The sequence below is a fragment of the uncultured Fibrobacter sp. genome, assembly GCF_947166265.1.
Taxonomy (GTDB): domain Bacteria; phylum Fibrobacterota; class Fibrobacteria; order Fibrobacterales; family Fibrobacteraceae; genus Fibrobacter.
In genome coordinates, this window is the sequence record NZ_CAMVDO010000017.1 from 13,159 (window position 1) to 35,761 (window position 22,603).

17 protein-coding genes are annotated in these 22,603 nt (G+C 47.0%); 4 read left to right on the forward strand and 13 right to left on the reverse strand.

The genetic code is table 11. The annotated features are described in order from the left end of the window. Nucleotides 1–23: 23 nt before the first annotated feature. The 8 genes from Q0W37_RS09665 to Q0W37_RS09700 form a co-directional block, all read right to left on the reverse strand. Nucleotides 24–962 carry a metallophosphoesterase gene (locus tag Q0W37_RS09665; protein ID WP_297700990.1) on the reverse strand — a complete coding sequence of 313 codons (939 nt, stop codon included), beginning with the start codon at nucleotides 960–962 and terminating at the stop codon, nucleotides 24–26. Between the two features lie 2 nt (nucleotides 963–964). Continuing rightward, nucleotides 965–1,300, reverse strand: a complete 336-nt coding sequence (locus Q0W37_RS09670; RefSeq protein ID WP_297700992.1) for a hypothetical protein — start codon at nucleotides 1,298–1,300, stop codon at nucleotides 965–967. Nucleotides 1,301–1,312: 12 nt separating this feature from the next. Beyond that, the gene (locus Q0W37_RS09675; protein ID WP_297700995.1) at nucleotides 1,313–2,383 is read right to left on the reverse strand and encodes an ORF6N domain-containing protein; all 1,071 of its coding nucleotides are present in this window, start codon (nucleotides 2,381–2,383) and stop codon (nucleotides 1,313–1,315) included. Nucleotides 2,384–2,561: 178 nt separating this feature from the next. Beyond that, on the reverse strand, nucleotides 2,562–4,490 hold the full coding sequence (locus Q0W37_RS09680; protein ID WP_297700997.1) for an LlaJI family restriction endonuclease: 1,929 nt from the start codon (nucleotides 4,488–4,490) through the stop codon (nucleotides 2,562–2,564). 16 nt (nucleotides 4,491–4,506) lie between these two features. Further along, nucleotides 4,507–6,390 carry a DUF3578 domain-containing protein gene (locus Q0W37_RS09685; protein ID WP_297701073.1) on the reverse strand — a complete coding sequence of 628 codons (1,884 nt, stop codon included), beginning with the start codon at nucleotides 6,388–6,390 and terminating at the stop codon, nucleotides 4,507–4,509. Between the two features lie 4 nt (nucleotides 6,391–6,394). Beyond that, entirely contained in the window at nucleotides 6,395–6,892 is a 498-nt protein-coding gene (locus Q0W37_RS09690; protein WP_297701075.1) for a helix-turn-helix domain-containing protein, read from the reverse strand. Between the two features lie 342 nt (nucleotides 6,893–7,234). Then, a complete protein-coding gene (locus Q0W37_RS09695) occupies nucleotides 7,235–10,171 on the reverse strand; it encodes a UvrD-helicase domain-containing protein (protein WP_297701077.1) in 2,937 nt (978 codons plus the stop codon). A gap of 287 nt (nucleotides 10,172–10,458) precedes the next feature. Continuing rightward, the gene (locus tag Q0W37_RS09700) at nucleotides 10,459–10,776 is read right to left on the reverse strand and encodes a hypothetical protein (protein WP_073114132.1); all 318 of its coding nucleotides are present in this window, start codon (nucleotides 10,774–10,776) and stop codon (nucleotides 10,459–10,461) included. 324 nt (nucleotides 10,777–11,100) lie between these two features. Here Q0W37_RS09700 and Q0W37_RS09705 point away from each other — a divergent pair, with 324 nt between their 5' ends. From Q0W37_RS09705 to Q0W37_RS09720, 4 genes are all read left to right on the forward strand, one after another. Continuing rightward, a complete protein-coding gene (locus tag Q0W37_RS09705) occupies nucleotides 11,101–12,459 on the forward strand; it encodes an AAA family ATPase (protein ID WP_297701080.1) in 1,359 nt (452 codons plus the stop codon). Nucleotides 12,460–12,472: 13 nt separating this feature from the next. After that, the gene (locus Q0W37_RS09710) at nucleotides 12,473–13,228 is read left to right on the forward strand and encodes a KilA-N domain-containing protein (protein ID WP_297701082.1); all 756 of its coding nucleotides are present in this window, start codon (nucleotides 12,473–12,475) and stop codon (nucleotides 13,226–13,228) included. A 7-nt stretch (nucleotides 13,229–13,235) separates the two neighbouring features. Continuing rightward, a complete protein-coding gene (locus tag Q0W37_RS09715; RefSeq protein WP_297701084.1) occupies nucleotides 13,236–13,571 on the forward strand; it encodes a hypothetical protein in 336 nt (111 codons plus the stop codon). Nucleotides 13,572–13,867: 296 nt separating this feature from the next. After that, on the forward strand, nucleotides 13,868–15,232 hold the full coding sequence (locus Q0W37_RS09720; RefSeq protein WP_367186267.1) for an ATP-binding protein: 1,365 nt from the start codon (nucleotides 13,868–13,870) through the stop codon (nucleotides 15,230–15,232). 284 nt (nucleotides 15,233–15,516) lie between these two features. On the opposite strand, the gene Q0W37_RS09725 is transcribed toward Q0W37_RS09720, so the two are convergent. The 5 genes from Q0W37_RS09725 to Q0W37_RS09745 all read right to left on the reverse strand — a co-directional run bounded on the left by Q0W37_RS09725 (nucleotide 15,517) and on the right by Q0W37_RS09745 (nucleotide 22,539). Next, on the reverse strand, nucleotides 15,517–18,138 hold the full coding sequence (locus Q0W37_RS09725) for a carbohydrate-binding protein (protein WP_297701088.1): 2,622 nt from the start codon (nucleotides 18,136–18,138) through the stop codon (nucleotides 15,517–15,519). A gap of 92 nt (nucleotides 18,139–18,230) precedes the next feature. Beyond that, nucleotides 18,231–19,973 carry a cellulase family glycosylhydrolase gene (locus tag Q0W37_RS09730; RefSeq protein WP_297701090.1) on the reverse strand — a complete coding sequence of 581 codons (1,743 nt, stop codon included), beginning with the start codon at nucleotides 19,971–19,973 and terminating at the stop codon, nucleotides 18,231–18,233. A 116-nt stretch (nucleotides 19,974–20,089) separates the two neighbouring features. After that, complete coding sequence (locus Q0W37_RS09735; protein ID WP_297701092.1) at nucleotides 20,090–20,626, reverse strand: hypothetical protein; 537 nt, start codon at nucleotides 20,624–20,626, stop codon at nucleotides 20,090–20,092. Nucleotide 20,627: 1 nt separating this feature from the next. Continuing rightward, a complete protein-coding gene (locus tag Q0W37_RS09740) occupies nucleotides 20,628–21,194 on the reverse strand; it encodes a DNA-deoxyinosine glycosylase (protein WP_297701094.1) in 567 nt (188 codons plus the stop codon). Nucleotides 21,195–21,267: 73 nt separating this feature from the next. Continuing rightward, complete coding sequence (locus Q0W37_RS09745; RefSeq protein ID WP_297701096.1) at nucleotides 21,268–22,539, reverse strand: FISUMP domain-containing protein; 1,272 nt, start codon at nucleotides 22,537–22,539, stop codon at nucleotides 21,268–21,270. Between the last annotated feature and the right edge of the window lie 64 nt (nucleotides 22,540–22,603).

The window sequence follows — 22,603 nt, forward strand, 5'->3', positions numbered from 1 at the left end:
ATACACTTTTTGTTGATTTTTTATCAATGGGAGTGAGTTAGCTCCTCAAACATGGGGCGGTATGCATCGAGCATCACCTTGACCCCGCGGATGCACGTACGGGCCGCAAGGCCTATGCTTGTGTCTAATTCTATCAGAAAATCTTCTCTACGAAGATCATTTTCGGCATACGGGTTCTCGTCGGGATACCCGACGGGATTGCAAAGCAACAGATGGCATTTGCCCTGCAAATCCACGAACGTCTTCTTGATGGCCGTATGAGTATGTCCAGCTTGGTAAATGCTTCCGTCATCCAAGTTTTCAAGATACGGGGCTCCATGAAAATAGAAGAAGTTCGAACACGGGTCATGTATGTAGCGTTCCGCCATCCCGAATTCCAGTGGCAAGAAATGAGACATCATGATCTTGGGCTTCTTTAAAGAAAGATCACGCAGCACGACATCGTAGTGCTCCCACAGACGCCCCGGATTATTACGCATGTAGTTCCAATGACGACCGTCGAACCAGCGTGTTGACCATAGCATCTGATTCAAGATTTCCGATGCTCCCGGTGTGTGCATGTACTTGAAATCGCACATACCCATGCATCCGGCAATGCCATCCTGCATGCAGTTTTCTAACAGGCGAATGTTCGGAATTTTTGCGGACTCTTTCAAGAAAAAATCCATCTTGCCTTCGGAGGTCGGGAAGTCTTTTTCAGCACCGAAAACTCCAGCCTTTTCGGTAATGATGTCATGGTTGCCAAAACACACATAGACAGCGCTGTACTTGGTTGCAATGAATTTTAGAAACTCCACGTAGGTAAAGTAGTTGTTCGCGATATCGCCCGCAATGCAGCACACATCCGCCGGTAAAAAATACCGTTCGAAGAATTCCTCGAAATACCGATGCAACAACGATACCGTCCGACTGCGCAGCGAGTAAAAATCTACGTGTAAGTCGCTGATGAAAAAAAAAGTCATGTTCAACTCTCCTCATCCTCTTCGGCAGTGCTACATTCTTCGTCGTACATTTCTTTATGTGGGGCATATTCGTTCGGAACAACATACAACAGGTATTGTAAGAAATTTCTGTAATCCTCTTTCGCGAACACGCTGCCCATGCCAGAAACGCCTCCAAGTACGACATCTGAGTAGCGGTCCAGAACATGGATGTTCCGTTCATGGCGAAACATTAACCTGTACAACATTGCGGCGGCTTGATCCTGATGCTGACTCATAAGTTCATTAAGCCCAGCTATTGATTCCAAGAGTTCCTTAGGCAATTCAAGTTCTTTCTCGTTCTCTGCTTTTTTCTTCACAGTAATTCTCCTTTATTTGATTGTTTCTCGCTTTAGTCGGGACAACAATTCCTCAAACATGTTCCGGTATGCATCAACGTCGTCCAGTTGCACGATGGTCGTAATCTTGTTGCCGGCATCTTTGGAAGACGCCCCGCAATGGTACAACTTTTCGCTCTCGGTCTTGAAATCCACGAGAATGTAGCGGTCGTGGAACTTGTGCATGGCGGGTTTCTTGTCAATCGATACGTCCGGTCGGGCGGCCCGATAATCGGCAAGCATGTCATCTGTCATGCGGCTTCCACCGAGCAAGTCGCTGAAAATCAGGACGGAAACGCCTTTGCGCACATTCCGCAGCAAATTCAGCGTCTTGACATCTACATAGTTATCTACAATCAGCACCGATTTCTTCGCCATGCCGTAAATCTGCGCGTAAGCGACGTCCGCCTCCAGCTTGTGCCCGTTCAGAATTAGGAAGTGCCTGAAAGACGAAGGATCAACGAAGTTTTCCATGACCATCCGGAGGTCCACATTGATTTTCCCCAGATCGCTCCTGATATCGCGAACTTCGCCAGAAAGTTCCTTTACTTCGGCGGAAACGGCCGCGATTTCATGTGTATTTTGAGCAGTCTGCGCAGCAATCTGGGCGATTCCCGCAGTTCCGAGCAGTTGATGGTTTTCAGCAACGATATAGTCCTTCATCTGCTTGAAAAGGCGAATCAAAGCCTTGCTTTGAGCAGTCGCCCGTTCGCCCTTGAGCACCGTCATGAGCATGTAGATACCCTGTTCGGTAAAGGCGTAGGGGGCATATTTTATGTTAGTCCCCCGTCGATTGTTGTTCAAGGACGAAATTTTCGACCTTGAACATGTTTCCGCCTCCTTTAAAGTTAATTGGAAACGAAAATCTTCATCAAATTTTTCGATATTATTTTTCACCTGTTCGTTAAATCTCTTTGTCGTATACCCGTAAATCTCGGCCAGGTCGGCATCAAGCATCACCTTGACCCCGCGGACAGTATATATCCGCGATTTGAGCAGAGATTCATCGATAAGCGGGAACTCCGATTTGACTGGCGCAACCGCCATATCATTCTTTTTAGCCATATAGCCTCCGAGTAGCCGCGAACGCGGCTTGTTTATGTTAGAGGCGTCCCCTTATTCCTGCACCGAGGTCAAAAATTTTGACCTCGATAAAATCGGAATAAAAAAACGCGATTCTCCATTTGACAGAGAACCACGTGCAGCTTTAATGTACCTAATATCTAAAAAGTTGGCAAGGGGCCTAAGAAAATTTTACAAGTGCGTCAACCACGCCTAATTCAGTGACTTTGTTTTTCTGCAGGCTTTCATCGTCCCATTTCTGGGAATTACCGTTATCCCAAATTTCATGGGGCCACACTTGGAATATTTCGCACTTTTCGTCTTGAACAATTTGACGAATTTTTTCGTAATCTTTATCCAAGGCGCCTTTCAGCGAAACGTTCACGGCACTTTGTTCCAGCGCGAGTATCAGGCAATGCGGCGTTCCTGCGGGTTGGAACACGCGGCCCACTAGCGCATGGAAATGGCGGTCAACAAAATTCTGGAGCCGTTCTGCATAATCGGGTTTTTGCCAGTCCGGCAAATATACGGCCCAGAAGTAGTAATTGTCGCCCAGCAGCTCCAAAAAATCATCGCGGAATCTCTTTCGGGTCTTCTTCTTGAAATCGTCGCGCAGGGACGAATGCTTGGAGGTGTATGTCTTTAGCACGTACAAGAAGTTTATGTTGTACACCTTCAGCAGGAGCGTGTCGCGGTCAAAGAGGCGATTGCGGAAATGACGGTTGCGCTTACCCCACATGTCATCGCCGGGCTTGATCGGGTCTTTCGATTCGCCTTTCTTCGAAAAATACGGATCGTCGTACTGGCCATCGCTTTCGTATTCCGGGACAAATCCGCGGATAAAGAAGTTCGGCGTGACGCTGTAGCCTTCCGTCACCGAGTCCCTATAACGTACCCCTTGATGAACGCCCGAACTATAGCATTCGTCATTGCCATCGACAAAATCGGGAGAGAAAAAGTCCTGGACAATGTTCTTGGCGTAGGTGTACTGCTTTGCAACCGACTGGCCGAGCACCTCGTTTTCTTCTTTATAATACTTGCTATCGCCAATGTGCCAAATACTTTCGCTCCCGTCGGCGAATATCAGCGACTTTTCCTTGTACAGGTGGTCGATTATCTTGCCGTCTTCGTTTTTCTTCAACTTCGCGACTTCTTTGTCCTGGTCGCTGATGAGGCTGTCTATCATCGCCTCGAAAACATTGTTGAACGAATTTGCAATCAGGTATTCCTTCGCCTTTACGTTCTTGTTGGTGTACCTGGCACCCCAACGGAAAAACGCCTCCATTATGTTGTAGAGTTTCAGCAGGCGGTCTTCGAAATACTTGTACTTGATACGGCGAAGTTCGCGCAGCCCGCGTTCGCATTCCAGAAGGCGTGCGAACTCCCGCCCTTTGAGCGGAACGTAGAACTCGCTCTGCGGCATTTCGAACCCGAACTCGTCCTGGATAAACTTCATCGCGGAGAAATACAGAACAAGCAGACGGTCGTCCAAATCAAAAACCTTCTTCTTGTTCACCAGTTCCATGTAGATTGGCGAATCGCCTTGAATAAAAGGCGTCTTTTTCGCGATGGTCCGCTGCCAGTTAATCCGGTTGTTTCCGCTATGCTTGTTCTTGGCGACAAAGACGAACAGGTTCTGGTTTTTCTTGTAGAACAGTTCCATGCTGCTCATGATATCGAGCAGCGTCGCATAGCGGGCATCTCCCCTGAATTTGGAATGTTCCATGTGGTCCGGGGAACGGACGCCGGTCATATCGCTGTCGGTGCGGTATTTGTCGATAGCGGAATAGAGCCAAGTCGAAAGTGACGAGAGAAACCTGCGCTGAACGTTCTTTATGGGCGACTCGCCCTTTCCGAAAATATCCTCGCCGTTCGCAGCGATCGGCACACCGAAAGCCTTTGTATTGTTGCTGTCGAGAAAGACCTTGGGCAGCACGAATACAGGATTCCCGTTGAAAAAGCAATAACCGACGCCATTTATTTTGGCACCCGTGTCGGCCACTTTGGTATTAAAACCGCTCTCGCTCTGGAAATCGCTATTGCCCCTATAACCGATAACCTCCTTGAGGTAATCGGTACTGTAGGCAAATTCTTCGAACAGGAAAATCATGAACAACCAAAAAGTTTTAGGCGGTCACTTTCTCAACTTTCAGGTTTTCCATAATCTTGTTCACGATAGCTTCGGCATCTTTACCGAAAAGCGATTGGAACGTCACGCTATTAATTTTTCCGTCGCCATCCCCATACGGGAAGTGGAACACGGCCTGCCGTTCGGTCTCGTCTTTATACACGGAATCCCACAAATAGAACAGGACCTTGGAACGGAAATCGTCAAACAAAATTTTCAGATCATCACGCTTTGGCTTAATGAAGAACTCGCCCATCTGCTTGTCTTCGCTTTGCGTGGCGTCGTAAATGTCGGCATTAACTTTTTTCAAGAAATCGAGCCACTTGTATTTTGAATCACCAATTTCTATTATAAAACCAGCCTCAGAGTGGTCATAATTGATAGGCACATACTCCCAGTCAAAGCGACGCTTGAATGCGCTGTCCATGGGGAACAGCGACTGGTCACTGGTGTTCATGGTGGCGAGAATGTTCAAGTTCGGCGGGAGCTTGAGCTTGCCATCGCCAACTTTAGTTTCGTACTCGCTCCAAATGGTTTTCAGAATGGAATCTTCTTTAAGCCATTCAGCAAAATCGCAATCCGCATCAATTGAATATTGCGAGAATCCTTCACTGTCGCGGTCAAGCAACTGGAAAATATCACCGAAAATCTGGGCGCAGTTCCCGCGGTTGATTTCTTCGATAACTAGGAATACTTGAATATCTTTTTCTTCTTTGTCATTCTCGCCATTCCCGTTGTCATTCCCGCGAAGGCGGGAATCTCTCTGCAGATACAGCTCCCAAGCCGCAGCGTAAGCCTTTGCGAAAACCTGCGGAACAAAGGAATAGGTGATTGTACCATCATCTTTCGAAAATTGCAATTGTGCTTTTACCGCGGCAGATAAGTTTGCCTTTTTATATTGTTCTTCACCTATCCCAGAATGTTTCACAATTTCACTTATTGTTTTGCCATTCAAAGAATTAGCATATCGCAATCCGAATAATACAATTGCACTCGTTTTATCAGATTCTTCATTATCTGAAAAGAACTCGGATAACTTCTTGGCAAGTTGTTCTTCGGACAACGATCCATCATCGCTGCACTGAACTTTTTTAGGCTTGTAGGCGCCCACGAATTGCGCATAATCGTAATCAGGATGGAACGAGGTGCGGAATACCTGTTGATTTCGAACGGCTTCATTAACCTTAAAAGACTTGCCCGTACCAGGAGCGCCGAAGAAGATTTTTTGTTTTGTCATATTAACCTCAACTACTGCTGGTGATGGTTCTGGCGAAGGAGTACTATTTCCTTTATAAACTTTATCATAGTATTCTTGATAAATATCAAGCATGTTCTTCAAGTCATCTTGAAGAATCTCCTCAGACGGAATATTTTGTTTTGAATATTTCTTATAAAAAATTGTACCCTTTTGGTATTTTTTTCCAAGGTCGGTTATATCGTTTCCAAGATTGATATTTTCATCTGATAAAAAACTACGATTGTTAAGTTGAGCCGATATACGAGCTGCATTTTCGCGAAGCGCCCTGATGGTTTCACTCGCAGTGGAATTTTTCCCAGCCTCTGTAACACCTTGATTGAGAGTCAAATACAATGAGTTCCCATCTGAAGATAGCAGATAAACGATATACACGCCATTTTGAGCGCTTAAAGTGATGTCTTTTCTAAAAATTGCCAACCAAGGAACCTTAGCCCAATTTCCTTGACCAACACTTCCGACAACTTTATATTCCTTGCTATCAACTAATTGGGTTTCATATATTTTTTGAGGAGCAACATCACATATAGAATTGTAGATTGATGCATCTTTTCCAAATATCTGACTTTTCCCAGGAATATAATCTTCCAGAAAATAATTCAATATTTCTGTTAATTGCTGTGCCATAATTTTACCCCTCGATTTCCATCAATACAATCGGAGCTTTTTCGCCCATGCTTGGCAATGCCCCAAGAGTGTTGTAGTCGATAAATTCTACGGCTTCTTCGTAATCCATATCATCAGACAGCATCAGTGAACGAACCATTTTTTCATATGCATAAATGACACGACCATCTTCGCTAACGCCAACAACGGCATCTACAAAATCAGGCTTTTCAAGAACTACGCTATCCTCATAGCCGTGCTCGCAAAGATATTCCTTGAGAGAATCAAGCGTGAGCGGAGGAAAATCGGCATTCTCGATTTGCTTGACAAAATCACTCGGACTTAATTCGAAGAAATTGGCGAGTTTTTCAATAATTTCGAGAGAAACATTACGGCGGCCGTTTTCAATGTCGCTCATATAGCGACGGCCCACACCTGTTTCAAGAGCAAGTTTTTCCTGCGAAACACCTTTCTGCGAACGCAGAGCGCGAATTGCTTTGCCAATATTATTTTGAAGAGACATATAAAAAAATCATTAAAACCGTACTCTTCAAACATATAAATAGTGCAGTTTTTAACCACGCTATATAGTGCACATTATTAAAAATTCATCTAATAATTCAATATGCGGTTGGAAATGCGTATCGAGAACAAAACGGTATGGCTCACACAGGCGCCAACCGGCGGCATTCTCGCCAAGAACCCGTTTCGACGAGATCGTGTTAATTACGCTCCTCGTGAAATCGGTCAGTCATTCCGTAGTATTCATTGACCCTTTTGCCACCATCAAGGTGTTGAAATTTGCAGCGATGCGTACGAATGGCATGTAGATGGTTATATATTCCACACCGAGAAAAGTTCTCAATCAACTTCTAATTAGTTTTTCCGTATACTCACACATGGGGTAATTCGTGCAACCGACAAACCAGTAGCCGTTCTGCCCTTTCCGTTTCACCAAGAAGCCACCGCAGTTGGGGCATGGTTTCGGGTTTAGCAGGATTTTCGGGTCTCGCAGCGTATAGCGGCACCGCGGAAAGTTGGAGCACCCCACAAAATGGTTCCCGTTATGTTCAACTTTCAATAGGGTTCCGGTCTGGCAACGCGGGCAACGGGCACTTGATTCGCTGTTCTGCGTAATGGACGTGTAACAAACAGCCTGCGATTCGGGGAATTCCTTGAAGAACAGAGACGGCCTGTTGCTGTCGGTCAAGATGAACGTCCTGTTCTTTGTGCGGGTGATGGCGACGTAAAAGAGTCTCCTTTCTTCGGCAAACCGATAGTCTTCGGAATCTGTCAATACGAGGTTCAGCACCTTATCGTCCTGTATTTGGTTCGGGAACCCGAGCTTGTCATTCTTGAAATTCAGCAAGATGACGTTGTCGGCCTCCAGCCCCTTCGACTTGTGCACAGAAAGGAAATCGATGTTCAATTCGGGTATGGGTAGGTATTTCAGTTTTTCTTGTTTGTTCTGGTGCGTAATCCTGAAAAGGCCGGATTCCTCAAGCATGTCCCTGTCGTAATTGGTCCTGCCCAGAAGCAATATTGAGGCCTGCATGCCGAATTCCGAGACAATTTTCTTGATGGCCTTATCCAGCGCCTGACTAGGGTCTTCTTTGTACCCCCAGAATACAAGCGGGTAGTTAAGCGACTTGTCCGAACGCAGGTCTTTTTTAAGTTGCTGCGGATTTTGAAGAATAAATCGAGACGCTTCGTCTATGAGTTGTTGCGAATTTCGGTATGTTTTCTCGATTTTCAGAACTTCGGTATACCCGAAGTACTTCTGGAATTCAGTAAATAGAGAAATGTCGCTCCCGGCAAATCGGTAGATGGATTGCCAGTCATCACCGACGCAGAATAGCTTGGCTCCGGTCCGTTCGACTATACTCTGCAAAAGATTGAACCTGGACTTGGATATGTCCTGATATTCGTCAACAATAACATAGCGGTAATTGTTGATTCTGCAACCGGTACGCACCCTGTCGGCCGCAAGGTTGATCATGTCAGAAAAATCTATCGCGTTCTTTGACGAGAGGAAATTCTGGTATCCGGTCAAAAGAACCTTGATTATGTCGAGGAACAGGTTTGTCCTTTCGAAAAGGAACGGGTTGTATTCATTATGGACAACACTGTTACGGAGCGTCTCGATGTCTTCTAGCCTGTAGTTGTTTGACTTGAACAACGTGATAAAGGTGCAGCAGAGTTTCATGAACTCGGCGATGTACTTGTTACTTTTGCTCTTGTAGACGGTATTGAAAATATCGAGAAAATCGCGAGGCTTGAATTCCACATGGTTTTCTACCAGAAGTTCCTTCAGTTTGCTCAAAAGGACGCCTTCGGAATTGTAGTAGGAATATGTCTCAATTAGCTTGGTGCCATATAGTTTGTGTAGCTCGCGCTTCCATCTGATTCCGTCTAGATATTTCTGCTCTTCTATCGGAGGCAACCATGGAACGGTAAAGTTCTTGCTGATGCCGAAGTGTTCCAAATAAATTTTGTAATCCGTAAGGTAAAAGTCGGGCTTGTACGCTTTTCGGAACGGGTCGCCTCCGTCGTGTTCATACTGTTTCTCATATTCATAGTTAATACCATTCAAGAAGAGAAAATTCGCGATTTTCGTTTCTTCCAGGCTCTTAACTTTCTCGTTGTTCAGTGTGGTGAGCACTTTTGCCCTGTCGGCGCCAGTTTCGTTGATATACTTTTCTTGTTCGTATCTCGACTTGATGGTTTCAAGGTCAGCATTCTTCTCGATCTCGTACAACTCTCCGATGGATTGATACTTTTCCATGTCTTCGGGAATTTCGAGATAGTACGCAAAATACTCCGTCAGGGTTTTTATCAGGTCGGGATAGTTGTTGAGTTCTTTCTCGAAGAAATCATGGACGAAAGCACTCAACTCGGATTCGTCAGCTACTTCAGGGCGCGCGCCGTCGGCTTGTTTGATGATATCGAGCCCCAGTTTGTGGAATGTCCCCGCCTCTACTTGGATTCCGAGCTTGCCCTGAATACGGTCAGTCATTTCCTTGGCGCTCTTTTTTGTGAACGAAAGGAGCAAGATATCTTTCGGGTCGACGGACTTCTGTTCGCAAAGGTACTTTACCTTCGCGGCAATTGTAAGCGTTTTGCCGCTACCTGCGCCAGCCAGCACGAGGATGCGGTCTTCGTCGTTGATGACGGCCGTGCGCTGCTGCATGTCCAGAGATTTGCCGTCAATATTCGAAAGCATTTCGTCGCAGCGTTTGGACTCTTTTTGAACGAATACTGCGTTTGATCGTTGGAAATGATTGCGGAACGAACTGCAGATCGCTTTCAAACTCGCGAAGCTTTCGTATTCGTCATCGTCGCGGCGAACGTCGACTTTCTCTACATCCTTGTCGATGCCCTGCCATTTCTGGGTAAAACGAATTTCATCATAGTGCGTGACGTATTGTTTCGATAGTTCAGAAAGTTCTGAGAAGAATTCCGTTACACGAGGCATTTGCGCCTGAATTGACTCTCGCCGTCTGATTTCGATATTTGTAGCAAGAACCCGGTTGGGGATATCCCCGTAGTCCGTCAAGAATTTGCTGAAATCATTGAAGTCGTTAAATTTCTTTAGATGGCTGAACCTAGAGATTTGCTTGTACAGTTCGTTCCATTTTGTAAGGAAAGCGGTTTCTTCTTCTTTTTCAACATAGTGGGTCAGCAAGTTTTTCAGTTCAACCGTGAATGCGAAAAGTTGTTCATGGAAACCGGGAATTTTCTGGTCGAATTCGACCTCTAGCTTTTTGCGGCGCTTAAAATGTAGGGACGAAAAAAAAGCCAAAAAAGCAATAAAAAAAATGACCACAGTAACCATGGTTGTTAATATAAATCATTTTAAAAGCAATCGTTAAATTCCCTGCAACTAAGTTATTCCAACCTGAGTGAAGACGTCGACTTCCCAGGGTTTTAGGGGCAGAGCTCCTAGGAGAGGGGGTGTCCGGAAGACCCGGGGAATGTGGCCATGGACCCTATCGGTTGCGCTTCGCGCTCCCTCCAGGGTGACATTAGGGCCACCGAGCCGGGGCTGCAGGCAGGGGGACTCTTCCCCCACCAAGTAAAAAGGCGGCGTCATTCTTCCATCAGTACCGCGATGTCGTCCTTGTCGAAGTCGGTGCCGAAGGCTTGCCGGTAGCTCGATTCCAGCGCCTCTCCGGGGGTGCAGTTTTCCCTGAACAGGACCATGCCGCTGTCCAGGCATTCCATGTCAAGCTCGCCGTCGGTGTCGATGCTTTCCGGCCGGAACGTGGACCATAGGCAATAGTCGGTGAACCCTTCCCGAATGTCTTCTTCGAGCAGGTTGTCGCCCGTGCCCGCCTGGACTTTCAGGAACGCCTTTGCGCTCTTGACCCATGCGAGTATCGCGCCGCCGAACGTGTCGTTTTCCATAGTGCCTCCGCCCCAAAAGATAGATAATGCTAGTGACAGAAAATGACATTCTAATTATACCGAAATCGGTACAATTATTTTCAAAAACTCTTGACACGGGCTGCGCGAGGATGTATATTTAGTGAACAAATGTTCTAGTGCTCAAAATTTCAAAAAGTTGTGGTTTTACGCTTGTCCGCAGCGAAGGAGTGAAAAAATGGCGAAAAAGAGGCAAAAATTTATCGAAACTTGCGCACTCTCTTTGTTTTATATATATTTAAACATGCGCACTATCTATAATTAAGCAACCCGCAAACTCGCGCACTCTCTAAAAGAGGTGAAAAAATGGTCTTTAAACGCAAAATATATGCCAAGCTCCTTGAATGGAAGAATTCCGCTCGTGGCAAACGAGCCCAGCTTGTCGAAGGGGCTCGGCGAATCGGTAAATCCACCATTGTGGAAGAGTTCGCCAAACGTGAATACCGTTCCTATATCCTGATAGATTTTAACGATGTTTCGACAGCGGTCTTGAACGCGTTTAACGACCACTTGGGCGATCTCGATACGTTTTTCATGATTCTTTCGACTGAATACGGGGTGGAACTTTTCCGTCGCGAATCCATCATCATTTTTGACGAGGTGCAGCGGTTCCCCAAGGCGCGCCAGTCTATCAAGAAACTTGTCAAGGATGGGCGCTACGATTACCTGGAAACAGGCTCTCTCATCTCTATTCGCCAAAATGTCAAAGACATAACTATCCCATCCGAGGAGCGTTCCATCGATATGCACCCGATGGACTTCGAGGAATTTTGCCTTGCGCTCGGAGAGGCGCAGATGGTCCGCTACATCAAGGACTGCTTCGACAGGCGTAAACCTCTGGAACGCACGCTCCACGAAAAGGCGATGCTTATTTTTAGGCAATACATGCTTGTGGGCGGAATGCCGAAAAGCGTCGATGCATTCCTGGAGAACCGCTCCTTTAATGCGAGCGACGAAGAAAAGCGTGACATATTGAAGATGTACCGCGAAGACATCATGAAAATGGATGTTCGCTACCAGTCGAAAGTCTTGTCCATTTTTGACCAGATTCCGTCTTTTCTCTCGCAACACGAAAAGAGAGTCGTTTTCAACGAGGTTGAAGAGGGCTCGTATTTTTCGCAGTATGCGGAGACGTTCTTTTGGCTGGGCGATGCGCGGATGGTCAACGAATGCTTCAACTGCACCGATCCGAACATCGGGTTGGCGTTAAACGAGACTCGGGCCTACATCAAGTGCTACATGGGCGATACGGGCCTCCTCGTCAGCCACGCCTTTAACGAAAACGAGATTACCGAGAACGAACTTTACAAACAGATTCTAAATGGCGAGCTGACCTTGAACGAGGGAATGCTTTACGAAAACGCCATTGCGCAAATCCTTGCGGCAAATGGACACAAGCTATTTTTCTACACGCATTACAACGAAGAAAAGCACCGCAACGATATCGAGATTGATTTCGTGATACAGAGCGGAGGCAGGTTGAATTTCAAGATTATGCCGATTGAAGTCAAATCGGGCAAGCGCTACAGATACGAGTCTCTCAAACGTTTCCGAGAAAAATTCGGCGAACGTCTCGGAGAATCCTACATCATACATCCCAAGAACTTTGCGATAACTCACGATGGCGTTGTCTGCATCCCCGCCTATATGGCGATGTGCCTCTAATTTCGTGTAGCGAATGGAGACTAAATCCGGGCTTCTTGCATTTTCTCCGGCATGTGTCGCATGCCGGGGGTTCTGGCTTCGCAATCGTTATACATTGGAATTTTTAGGTACTTGGGAAACTATTCACAATCCTGGTTTTAAAGTGGTCGAATTTGACCACTTTAGGAAGGAGGCCGGATTGCCCACATTCGTGCTGAGTTGTAGTGAATGGATTGAGAAAACGAATGCCATTGGCATAGTCGTAAAGAAAGGGCGTTATGGCGGCACTTACGCCCATAAGGACATCGCTTTTGAATTTGGCTCGGCAATAAGTGTATCGTTTAAGTTGTATCTTATTGAGGAATTCCAGCGGCTTAAAGAAGAAGAGCAAAAACAAATTGGATGGAGCGCTAAACGGGAACTGGCGAAAATCAATTATCGCATACATACCGACGCTATCAAGCAGAATCTAATTCCTCCAAAGCTCACTGCACTGCAGAAATCTTTCGTGTATGCTGATGAAGCAGATATGCTCAATGTTGCAATGTTCGGAAAGACTGCCAAGGAATGGCGTGATGAAAACCCCTTGCTGAAAGGTAATATTCGCGATTACGCTTCAATTAACCAGCTAATTTGCCTTTCTAATATGGAAAACCTGAATGCCGTTTTTATAAACGACAACCTCTCTCAATCTGAACGCTTGGAAAAATTGAACAAAATAGCTATTCAACAAATGACGGTCCTTGAGAATGTTGACGGACGGAAGCTGTTGATTGAGAGTAAAAAATAAAAAAGCTATGTCCACAATTCTCCTCAAGAACATATACAAAGAAGGTGAATTGGACAAGGACTCAACTTGTAAGGAATATTTACAAGTTGCCCATGAAGGATGCAATGTGCTGAAATTTGCTGCAATGCGTGCGAAGGGCGTGCAGGCAGTTGTTTATTCAGCGCGTATCACTCCGGAGTTCAGGGCGGCTGCGGATTTGCACAAAAAGCTGTATCCCGGCCTGGATTTAAAGACAATGCGCACGATTCACGACCGCTTCTTGCTCGTCGACGACAAGGTGTATCACTTCGGAGCCTCTTTTATAAAATACGAAGGCCGAGAGCAGCGGCAATGCTTGCATTGACATTGCCGAGGCCAAGTATTTTGGCTCAAAGAGCAACGATATGGGCAACGAGATGACGGCGTTCAGCGTCTTGGACTTCGTTACCCCCGCAGAAGTCATCGAGAAAATCCAGGAGAGCATGGAGGGGCGGTGAAAAAGGAGTTTTTTTTGATGAAAAATGGTGAAAAACCGCTAAAATCGCGTTTTTTTTGAATTATTTCTTTGGAAAATATCAAAAAAACGGCGAATTATTTGTTTGGAAAATATCCGAAATTGACTATATTTTTCTTTGGAAAATGTCCGAAGGCGGTTCTAGAATGTATTTTGAGCGAAAAATTGACAGATTCTTGTTGGAATGGTCCAAGCAAAAAAGCCACAAGCCGCTGCTGCTACGTGGGGCACGCCAAGTAGGGAAATCTAGTTCTGTTGAACACCTGGGTGAGCACTTCGAAAATTGCGTCAGCATCAATTTTGAAAAGAATCCGGAATACAAAGAGGTTTTTAACAAAAATCTGGATGTGAATAGAATCGTTGCTGAAATTTCCGCTATAAGTGCCAGGCCTATTATTCCTGGACGGACGCTCCTTTTTCTAGATGAGGTTCAGCTTTGCCCCGAAGCGATCATGTCGCTCCGTTTTTTCAAGGAGGATTTGCCCTGCTTGCATGTGATTGCCGCCGGATCACTGCTTGAATTCGCCCTACAGGAACTCCCGACTTTTGGCGTGGGCCGCATCCATTCCATGTTCATGTACCCCATGACCTTTGACGAGTTCGCGCAGGCAAACGGTTTTGACGAGCTTCTAAAAATCCGCGATCAGGCATCGAGCGATAAGCCGTTGCCGGAAACGATTCATAATAAATTCGTGGAACTTTTCAGAACCTACCTCATGGTGGGCGGAATGCCAGAAGTAGTCGCCAAATGGGTTGAAAGCAAGGACTATCTACAATGTCAATCTATCCAAGACGACATTCTGATTTCGTACAAAGATGACTTTGCCAAATACAAGAAGAATGTCGACCCTACTTTACTCAGGGCTGCATTCCGAAGTGCGGCATTGCAAATCACAAAGAAATTCACGTATGCAAAGGTAGGGAACGGTTACAAAACAGAAAAAATCCGTGAAGCCATGCAGTTGCTTACCCTTGCGGGAATTGTCACTCCCGTAACACGTTCTGCAGCAAACGGCCTCCCTTTGGGGAGCGAAGCGAATCCGTCTTATCAAAAATACCTGCTTCTCGATTCCGGTTTGCAATTACGTTTAATGAATATGTCCCTTGGCGACATTTCCGAGACTATCTCTGCAATTCTCACGGCAAGTGCCGCGGATCTTGTGAACAAGGGCTCGTTGGCAGAAATGGTTGCTGGGCTTGAACTTTTACGGAACAAGACGCCAAATATGCGGCACGAATTGTTCTATTGGACGCGGATGCAAAAGAATAGCCTGTCCGAAGTGGATTATGTGGATTCCCTTGGTGGGCATGTCATGCCTATCGAGGTCAAGGCAGATACCCAGGGGGGCATGAAGAGCCTATGGAATATGATGCGCGAGAAAAATCTTTCGAACGCTTATCGTATTTCTCTTGAAAACTTAGGGCAATTCGACTACCATGATTCCGAAGCGGAAAATGCAATTCGCCACGTTCAAATATGTCCGCTTTACGCCATATCGCAGATAAAGTAGAATTGGTTGAGCAAAAGTTCTTTAAGGAGCCCCAAACCCTTCCAAAACCTTGTACAGCAGGGCGTACTGGGTCTTTGCTTCGGTGTCGGAGAGGTTCACGCAGCTAGCCATGGACTTGGGGACGCTCGCGGCTTTGCGCTTGAGCGATTCGCCTTCGGCGGTGAGGCTTACGGAAAATTACCAAAAGTCAATAGTTTTAAGAAAAAAATTTCTTAAAGGCCGTTTTTTACAAAAAAAAGCCACCCGAGGTGTTTCCCGGGCGGCTGCTCAACAAAGAGTAAATTTTACTTGAGTTGTACGCGGAGGGTCTTGCCTGCGCTGCGCACCAGGTAGATTCCCTTCGCAAGGCCCGCCTGCTTCAGGGTTTCCGTAAGCGAAACGCCTGCGCGGTTACTTACGATCCCCACAAGGCGGCCACTTGCATTGAACACCTTCAGGGAACGTTCCGTGTTCGGCACAAAGTTCACACTGTAGGCGCGGAGAGCCGTGGTGCTGAGTTCCGATTCGGTGAGTGCGAACTGGATCCAGTCCATGTTCACGTAGCTGCCGGTAAATTGGATTCGCAGCACATGGTCGCCCTTTTCAAGTTCAGCCGTTTCGCCTTGGACAAAGCCGTAAGTATTCCAGTCTTCGCCCTGCGGCACCACGACCGTATCGGTAATGGCCTTACCATCGAGGAACAAGCGGAAGCTGCCGCCTTCGAGGCCTGTCGCCACGTTGGCGCGGAACACGTACTTGCTAGCAAGAATCACGTTCACGGAGTATTCCACCCATTCACCCGCCTGGGTGTAACCGATGGCATAGCCCTTGCAATCCTGGGTCATGGCAGAATCGGCGCAACCAAGGCCAACGACATCCACGCCGTCTTCGCGGTAAACATTACCTTCATTCACGAAATCCTTGTCGTAGAAGGACACACTCTGTCCACCTTCGTCGTAATCTTCGGCCTGAATGGCCCCCGGAATGCTGAACTGAACCGTATACGGAGCCTGTTCCACGGCACCGCTAAAGTCGGCAAGCGGAATTTCCTTAATGTCACGGATATAGCGGAAATCTTTCTCGATACCGGCGTTATTCACAACATCAGCGCTGTAATAGTCACCGGACTGCTGTATGGTATTCTGCCCCGCCTGATTCTGGCCCACGCCTGCAGGGGAATTCTTGAACACGTTTTCCTTCACGGTAAAGCCGCTGGAGCCTTCGTCCAGGTAAATGGGCACGTTCCAGTAGTCGGCCCACTTGGATGTTCCGTTATCGTGGATGTAGTTGTGCTGGATTTCGCTACCGGTCCCCTGGTTAGAGAGGGTGTAAATCGGGCCAGAGTCGCAAAGCAAACGGGAAATATGGTGAATTTCGTTCCAGTTCACATGGTTATTGGTCATGGCAGTCTGCTGCTTTGTCCAGCCAAACCCAATGGAAATACCGGAGTAATAAGTGTAAGAGACTTCGTTATGTTCGATCACCACATAGCGGGGGTAACCGGCGCCAATACCTACAGCACCCTGATGCTCATTCGTCACGTTGGTGACCAGGTTGTTCTTGACCGTATCGCGGGTACTGATTTCTTCCTTGTCGGACGGATTGTAGGCGATATGAATTTCGGTAGTGGAGTCCTGATAGAACTTGCCGAGCATAATGCCTGCAGCGCCGATTTCGAAAAAGGCGTTACCCTGGATCATGTCGTCATTGGTACCAGAAACAAAGTCGAGGCCCGTAGCCGCAATCTGCGAGAACACGTTGCCCTGCACCAAGAAGTGGTGCGCATTTTCGACGCGGAACGCCGCATCGGGGCGCCACAGCAAGAACTTGTTGCTATTCAGCTTTTCCCAGTTGCCGCGACCAGGATCCGCAAGCACGTCCACATTGAAGTTTGCTGCCTGCAAATCCAAGAAACCTTCATCGCTCGGGCGTGTATAGTTAGAATGGGCAAAGGTCAGGCCTTCGAAAGCCATATAGCCCACTTTGTTCTTGGTATCTTTACCCAAAACGCTGAACAAAGTATTGAGGCGGGGAGCAACCACGTGGGCCGTCGCCATGCTTTCGCCGGAACGGGGCTTATAGTAAAGCACATGTTCCTTTTCATCCAGATACCATTCACCCGGAGCGTCAATCAAGTCGTAGGAATTTTCGAGATAGAAAACCTGCTGCTTGGGAGGATTGCTCGCGAAGGCTTCGCCAAGCATCGGGTATGCGCGGTGGAACAGTTTGGTGCGTTCAGGATCCTTGGGAATGAGCTTTGCCGTACCGCCGTTCACCTGGGCCTTTTCCAAGCGCAAGATGTTTTCGGACCAGGCGATCATCAAGTGGATTTCGACATCTTCGATGTTCTTGATATTCTTGATGTAGTCGGCGGAGACATCGAAGGCGCGGCCCGAAGAGTCTACCTTTGTGAGGCGCACGAAGTCGTGGTCGAAACCGCCGTTGCCCTTTTCGTTTGCGGCAATCACGTTGGGGAAACAGGCACGAACCGCCTTGCGGTTGTTCACGTAAAGCTGGCGGAAACGACCGTCCACACCTTCGGCTTTCCAGATGTTGTTCGCCTCGTCGTGAATGGTCCAGCCGGTAATGCCCATACCGCCGGTAATCAAGGGCCTTTCGCCATCGGCCGCTTTATAACGCACGTAGAGGCCGTCCTTACCACCGTCACGTTCGTCAAAGTTGATTGTTGCGGGGAGCGCGTAGGTGCCTTCGCGAAGAATGACTTCGATGTCGCCGGTCATGGTGCCGTTAATGGCGCGCACGGCTTTTTGCGCCTGCGTAATCGTCTTGAACGGAGCATCTTTTGTACCCTTGTTAGAGTCGCTTCCGCTCGGAGACACATAGAAAGTCGCCTGGGTGGCAGCCACAGCAGCCCCGGCAAAAGCCAGGGAGCAGCCAAAAGCAATTGAAAGAATCCTTGTATCCATAGAAAAACCTCGCATCCGTTTACAAAATTATCTTTTAAAAGCAAAAAAAGAACTCCCGGGAAGGGAGTTCGTGTTGACAAGTTGTCAATGGCTCAGCGCACCTGGATTCGGCGGGTAACGCCCGCACCGCGCACCATGTATACGCCGTTTGCAAAACCTGCCGCCTTGAGGGATGCTTCGATAGATGCAGCGGCCGGCCCTTGCGAGTTCACATTCCCCAGAAACTTGCCGGTCATACTGAACACCTTGAGTGTTTCGGAACACAGGCGGGAAAGATGTACTTCGCGAGAGACGGGTCGTGATTCAATACGCGTCGTATTCGGATCCGTAAACTGCAGCCAGTCTATGTTCACATAGGCACCCGTAATCAAGATGCGGAGAACATGTTCGCCCTTCTCCAACTTGACGGTACCGACTTCAATTTCCTTATAGACTTTCCAGGTCGTATCAATTTTCGCCACCTTGATAGAATCGGTAATTGCCTTTCCATCCATAAACAGCTGGAAGCCCGCCGTTTCGGAAGCAGTCGCGACGTTCGCCGTCAACGTAAGTTCAGTGTCAGATTCCACATTCACGCTGTATTCCAGCCATTCGCCCGCCTGCGTGTAACCCACGGCAAAGCCTTTGCAGGAAACCGTCCCGCAAGCCGCATCGTCTATCGACTCGATATCCACGGCATCTTCGCGGTAGGCCTTGCCCTGATTTTCGGAGTCCTTATCGTAGAAGGTAAAGCGGTTTCCACCTACGTCGTAATTTTCCGCCTCGATCTTGCCCGGAATTACGGCAATTTTTCCCTCATAAGCTTCGCGTTCCGGCGGGTCCGTTTCGACGGTATCGGCCCAGGCCTTATGCATACGGTCAACACCCGACTGGTTCACGATTTCAAGCTTGATATTCGCGCCTTCGCCGCTGCGCTTTGTCATGCTGTACCAGTCGCCATCGCGGAGTCCCGGCCAGTAGAAGCTACCCATTTCCCATTCGTGCAGCTGATCAGACATGCCGCGAATGTAGGCCATGAAGTAGTTCGTCGGAGTAGAATTATAGTCCATGGTTTCGTAATGCACTCCAGCCTTGTCGCCAGGGCTCATCGCGCCACCCCATTCCGTACACACGGTGCGGTCGGCATACTTGCCCACCTTGTACTTAAAGCTATTTCGCCAACCTTCTTCGGTATTGATGCTCATATTCCAGAAAGTGTATTCATGAACCGCAAAAAGGCAACCTTCAAAGCGCGGGTCATCGGCAATGTCGGGCACGTTCTGCGCCATCCCCGTACCATCGAGCAAGATATGGTCGCGTGGCACATTCGGGAACTTTTCAAGCCACTCTGCATAAAGGTTGCGCAGTTGGTCTTTGGTGTACATGTGCGGTTCGTTGAAAATTTCAAAGTAGGCATTCGGATGGTCGCCGTACTTTTCGACGAGCCTACTCCACATTTTCCACCAATCGTCCATATTCTTCGGGCCGGACGGCTGCGAAGGGCCCCAATAGCCCATCACCAGGCGACCATGTTCCAGCGCCACATCCAACGCCCCCGAATACATTTCGAAAGCGGTCAAAATCGTCGGTTCGTTCACCGGCATACGCACGCTGTTCGTACCCAGTAATTCCTGGAACTGCCCGATCACACGTTCAGCCACCACCGACGCGGACTCGTAATTATCGGCAAGGCTGAGGCCCGAAAGCACCAACACCTCAGAAACAAAATTGTCGCGTTTATCGGCCCAGTTCACGCCACGGAACTGACTCGTGACGGCAAAGGAATTTACCGTCGAAATGGCCATAGCAGCCAAAACACCACAGGCAATATGCCTGATCTTGAAACCAAACCTCATAAGAACACCATTCCTTACTCTAAGCGCTCACTCCAATATGAAAATTACCTTTTATAATGCAAAAAGGAACTCCCCAAAAGGAGTTACTGTGGATAAGATGTCAATAGTTCGGCCCTTTAGAATTTTTCATTCACTTGTTTACAAACATCCACTAAATATTCTGCAATTTCACTAAAAGTTAGGTCCGCTAAATAAAGCTCTTTCGGATAATCCCCCTCAATTGAATTTTCCATACACGTAATACTAACTTCATATTCTAAATCTTTGACACTAGATTTCAATTTATCGCATTCAGAATCGATATAACTCGATGAGCATCCCATATACGATATCGACATCAGTACACTATTTCCACTTTGTTGGAGAGATGACTTAACTCCACATCCATCTATAAATCGGCCTTCAACATACACCTTATTAGAATTCCACCTAAGATAGGTACGGTAATCCGTACTTACGGAACATATTTTTCCTGAAGTGACATCATCGAAATTATTCTGCTCCTGAGAACTCCATTCTGAGCCATTTCTTCCGTATTCAATGCTATTTGTTCCAAAACCGGCATCAGCTTCACTATCACCATAGCCGCTACAGGCATTCAACGTTATGAATGCGTTCACGGCAATAAAAAGGAATGTAATTCGACTAATCATCTTACTCCTTGGTTTGATATAAAACATTTTTCCAATCTTCAATCAACTGTTCCAGCGATTTTTTCTTATTCAATCCAGAAGAGCTCGGTAGATACGGGAGAAAATTTATCTGACGAGAAAACAGCTCCGTATTCATCTTTTCTTGATATTTCTTAGAAAAAATCTTTGAGGCTTTTTTCCCATTAAACGCGACAGTCTTAATATTAGGATTGTTTTTTATAAAATCCCTTATAGATTCATAATCGAAAGTCGCATTCTTTATGTTTTTATCATCACTATTTTTGCGATTTGCCGTTTTACAAACGTCCCACAAGGCGATGCGAGTCGATTTTAACAAATCAGACTTTTCAGCATTAGAAAAAGACGCTTTGCTATTTTGATTCTGTAAAGACGCAATTATCTTCCAGAACCTATTGCTTGGACTACAATAGTATTGGGGTGTACCATATTCATCGGCACTCTTTATTTTTTCGTTCACCTCGAGAGTTTTATCCCCCGGGAGCGATCCCAATATCAGGATTTCGGAATCTTCGTTAACGATCGCTTCGAGTCTATTTTTTGTTTTCATAGAATTCTCCTTTTTTAGAGTTGAGTATTGAAACGTTTTTTTAGTCTTTAAGACAATGGATGGCACAAGTGGCCTACGGATCATCCTGGATGCAACGAACGGAGAAGCCATCGTCCTTAGTGTGGAAGTCAAAGTACGCTTCGGCCGTACCCAAGTACCAGCGGTAGGCGTAATCGTTATTGCGCTCAGATGCACTCCAAAAGCAGGCGTAGAAACCAGCGTTGTAGAAATAGCCATAGTAGACGCCAACAGGTAAAGCAGAGAACCCGTATGCATCGGTCGCTTTGGGCCATTCAGTCCAGCCAGTCGCCTGCATCGCATAGGGATTTTTTTCTATAGTTGAATAGAGTTTTCGCCATTCATATTCATCAGGTAAATGCCACCCCTCAGGACATACTCCACGAATCGATTCAGCAAGTCCGCATTCATTGCCTTTGCCACATTTTTCTTCAGACATACCTACCGCCGCAGCCCAGGTATAGAGCCGACCATACTTTGCGCAGCTATCGACAGAATTATTATAGCAGAAGCTGTTTTCCACTTCATAATTCAAATTTTCCGCCATCCAAGTCTGAGAGTCAATAGCGACTGTTTTATACGTTTTTCCATCACGAGCGTCCGTCATATTCCCCCTTACCACAGAAATCACTGCATTCTGGACGCAACGAATTGGTAAGGAACAGATTTGATTGGTATTACCGAAACTCGCACTATTTGCATCCAAGTTCCAATAGAAGATGTCGCCGCGAGAGCAGTGGCGAATGCTATCGCACTTAGTGGAACTCCAGAATTTAGCGGGAGAACCGTCATACCGGAAATAAGACTCGGTGCAGTGGTAACCAGCAGGGAGCGCGGAAAAGCCGTATGCATCAGTCGCTTTGGGCCAATCCGCCTGGCCCGTTGCTTGCATCGCATAAGGATCATTTCCCATAGCCAAATAGAGGGATCGCCATTCGCTTGTATCGGGTAAATGCCAACCACTAGGACACGCATTCTTCGCTGCAAACCAGCCATAGAGTTGACCATATTTCGCACAGCTATCTGCAGATTTTTTAAAGCAAAAACTACCTCCTTCATAAATCAGATTTTCCGCCATCCAGGTTTGAGAACCAATCGTGACTGTTTTATAGGTCTTTCCATCACGAGAATCCGTCAACAAGCCATATTCAATTCCGTTAGCATTCATATTCGAAGATTCCCCAAAGCCACTACTTGATTCGAGTTGGCCTTCAGGATTATTTTCACCGGTTTCCGGCTGCGTCACGGCATTTTCGTCGCCATCGCCAGAACTACAGGCGACAAGCAACGCCGACGCTACAACAGAAAGAATGAAGAGGGGTTTCATAGAAACGTGCCTCAAGAGTCCTGATTTTTTCATATCGATAATCCTCCAGCTTGTGGTAAAACCT

Coding starts and splice junctions, on each gene's coding strand:
- Q0W37_RS09665 (WP_297700990.1), bottom strand. CDS start 962: ATGACTTTTTTTTTCATCAGCGACTTACACGTAGATTTTTACTCGCTG.
- Q0W37_RS09675 (WP_297700995.1), bottom strand. CDS start 2,383: ATGGCTAAAAAGAATGATATGGCGGTTGCGCCAGTCAAATCGGAGTTC.
- Q0W37_RS09680 (WP_297700997.1), bottom strand. CDS start 4,490: ATGATTTTCCTGTTCGAAGAATTTGCCTACAGTACCGATTACCTCAAG.
- Q0W37_RS09685 (WP_297701073.1), bottom strand. CDS start 6,390: ATGGCACAGCAATTAACAGAAATATTGAATTATTTTCTGGAAGATTAT.
- Q0W37_RS09690 (WP_297701075.1), bottom strand. CDS start 6,892: ATGTCTCTTCAAAATAATATTGGCAAAGCAATTCGCGCTCTGCGTTCG.
- Q0W37_RS09700 (WP_073114132.1), bottom strand. CDS start 10,776: ATGGAAAACGACACGTTCGGCGGCGCGATACTCGCATGGGTCAAGAGC.
- Q0W37_RS09705 (WP_297701080.1), top strand. CDS start 11,101: ATGGTCTTTAAACGCAAAATATATGCCAAGCTCCTTGAATGGAAGAAT.
- Q0W37_RS09710 (WP_297701082.1), top strand. CDS start 12,473: ATGGAGACTAAATCCGGGCTTCTTGCATTTTCTCCGGCATGTGTCGCA.
- Q0W37_RS09715 (WP_297701084.1), top strand. CDS start 13,236: ATGTCCACAATTCTCCTCAAGAACATATACAAAGAAGGTGAATTGGAC.
- Q0W37_RS09720 (WP_367186267.1), top strand. CDS start 13,868: ATGTATTTTGAGCGAAAAATTGACAGATTCTTGTTGGAATGGTCCAAG.
- Q0W37_RS09725 (WP_297701088.1), bottom strand. CDS start 18,138: ATGGATACAAGGATTCTTTCAATTGCTTTTGGCTGCTCCCTGGCTTTT.
- Q0W37_RS09730 (WP_297701090.1), bottom strand. CDS start 19,973: ATGAGGTTTGGTTTCAAGATCAGGCATATTGCCTGTGGTGTTTTGGCT.
- Q0W37_RS09735 (WP_297701092.1), bottom strand. CDS start 20,626: ATGATTAGTCGAATTACATTCCTTTTTATTGCCGTGAACGCATTCATA.
- Q0W37_RS09740 (WP_297701094.1), bottom strand. CDS start 21,194: ATGAAAACAAAAAATAGACTCGAAGCGATCGTTAACGAAGATTCCGAA.
- Q0W37_RS09745 (WP_297701096.1), bottom strand. CDS start 22,539: ATGAAACCCCTCTTCATTCTTTCTGTTGTAGCGTCGGCGTTGCTTGTC.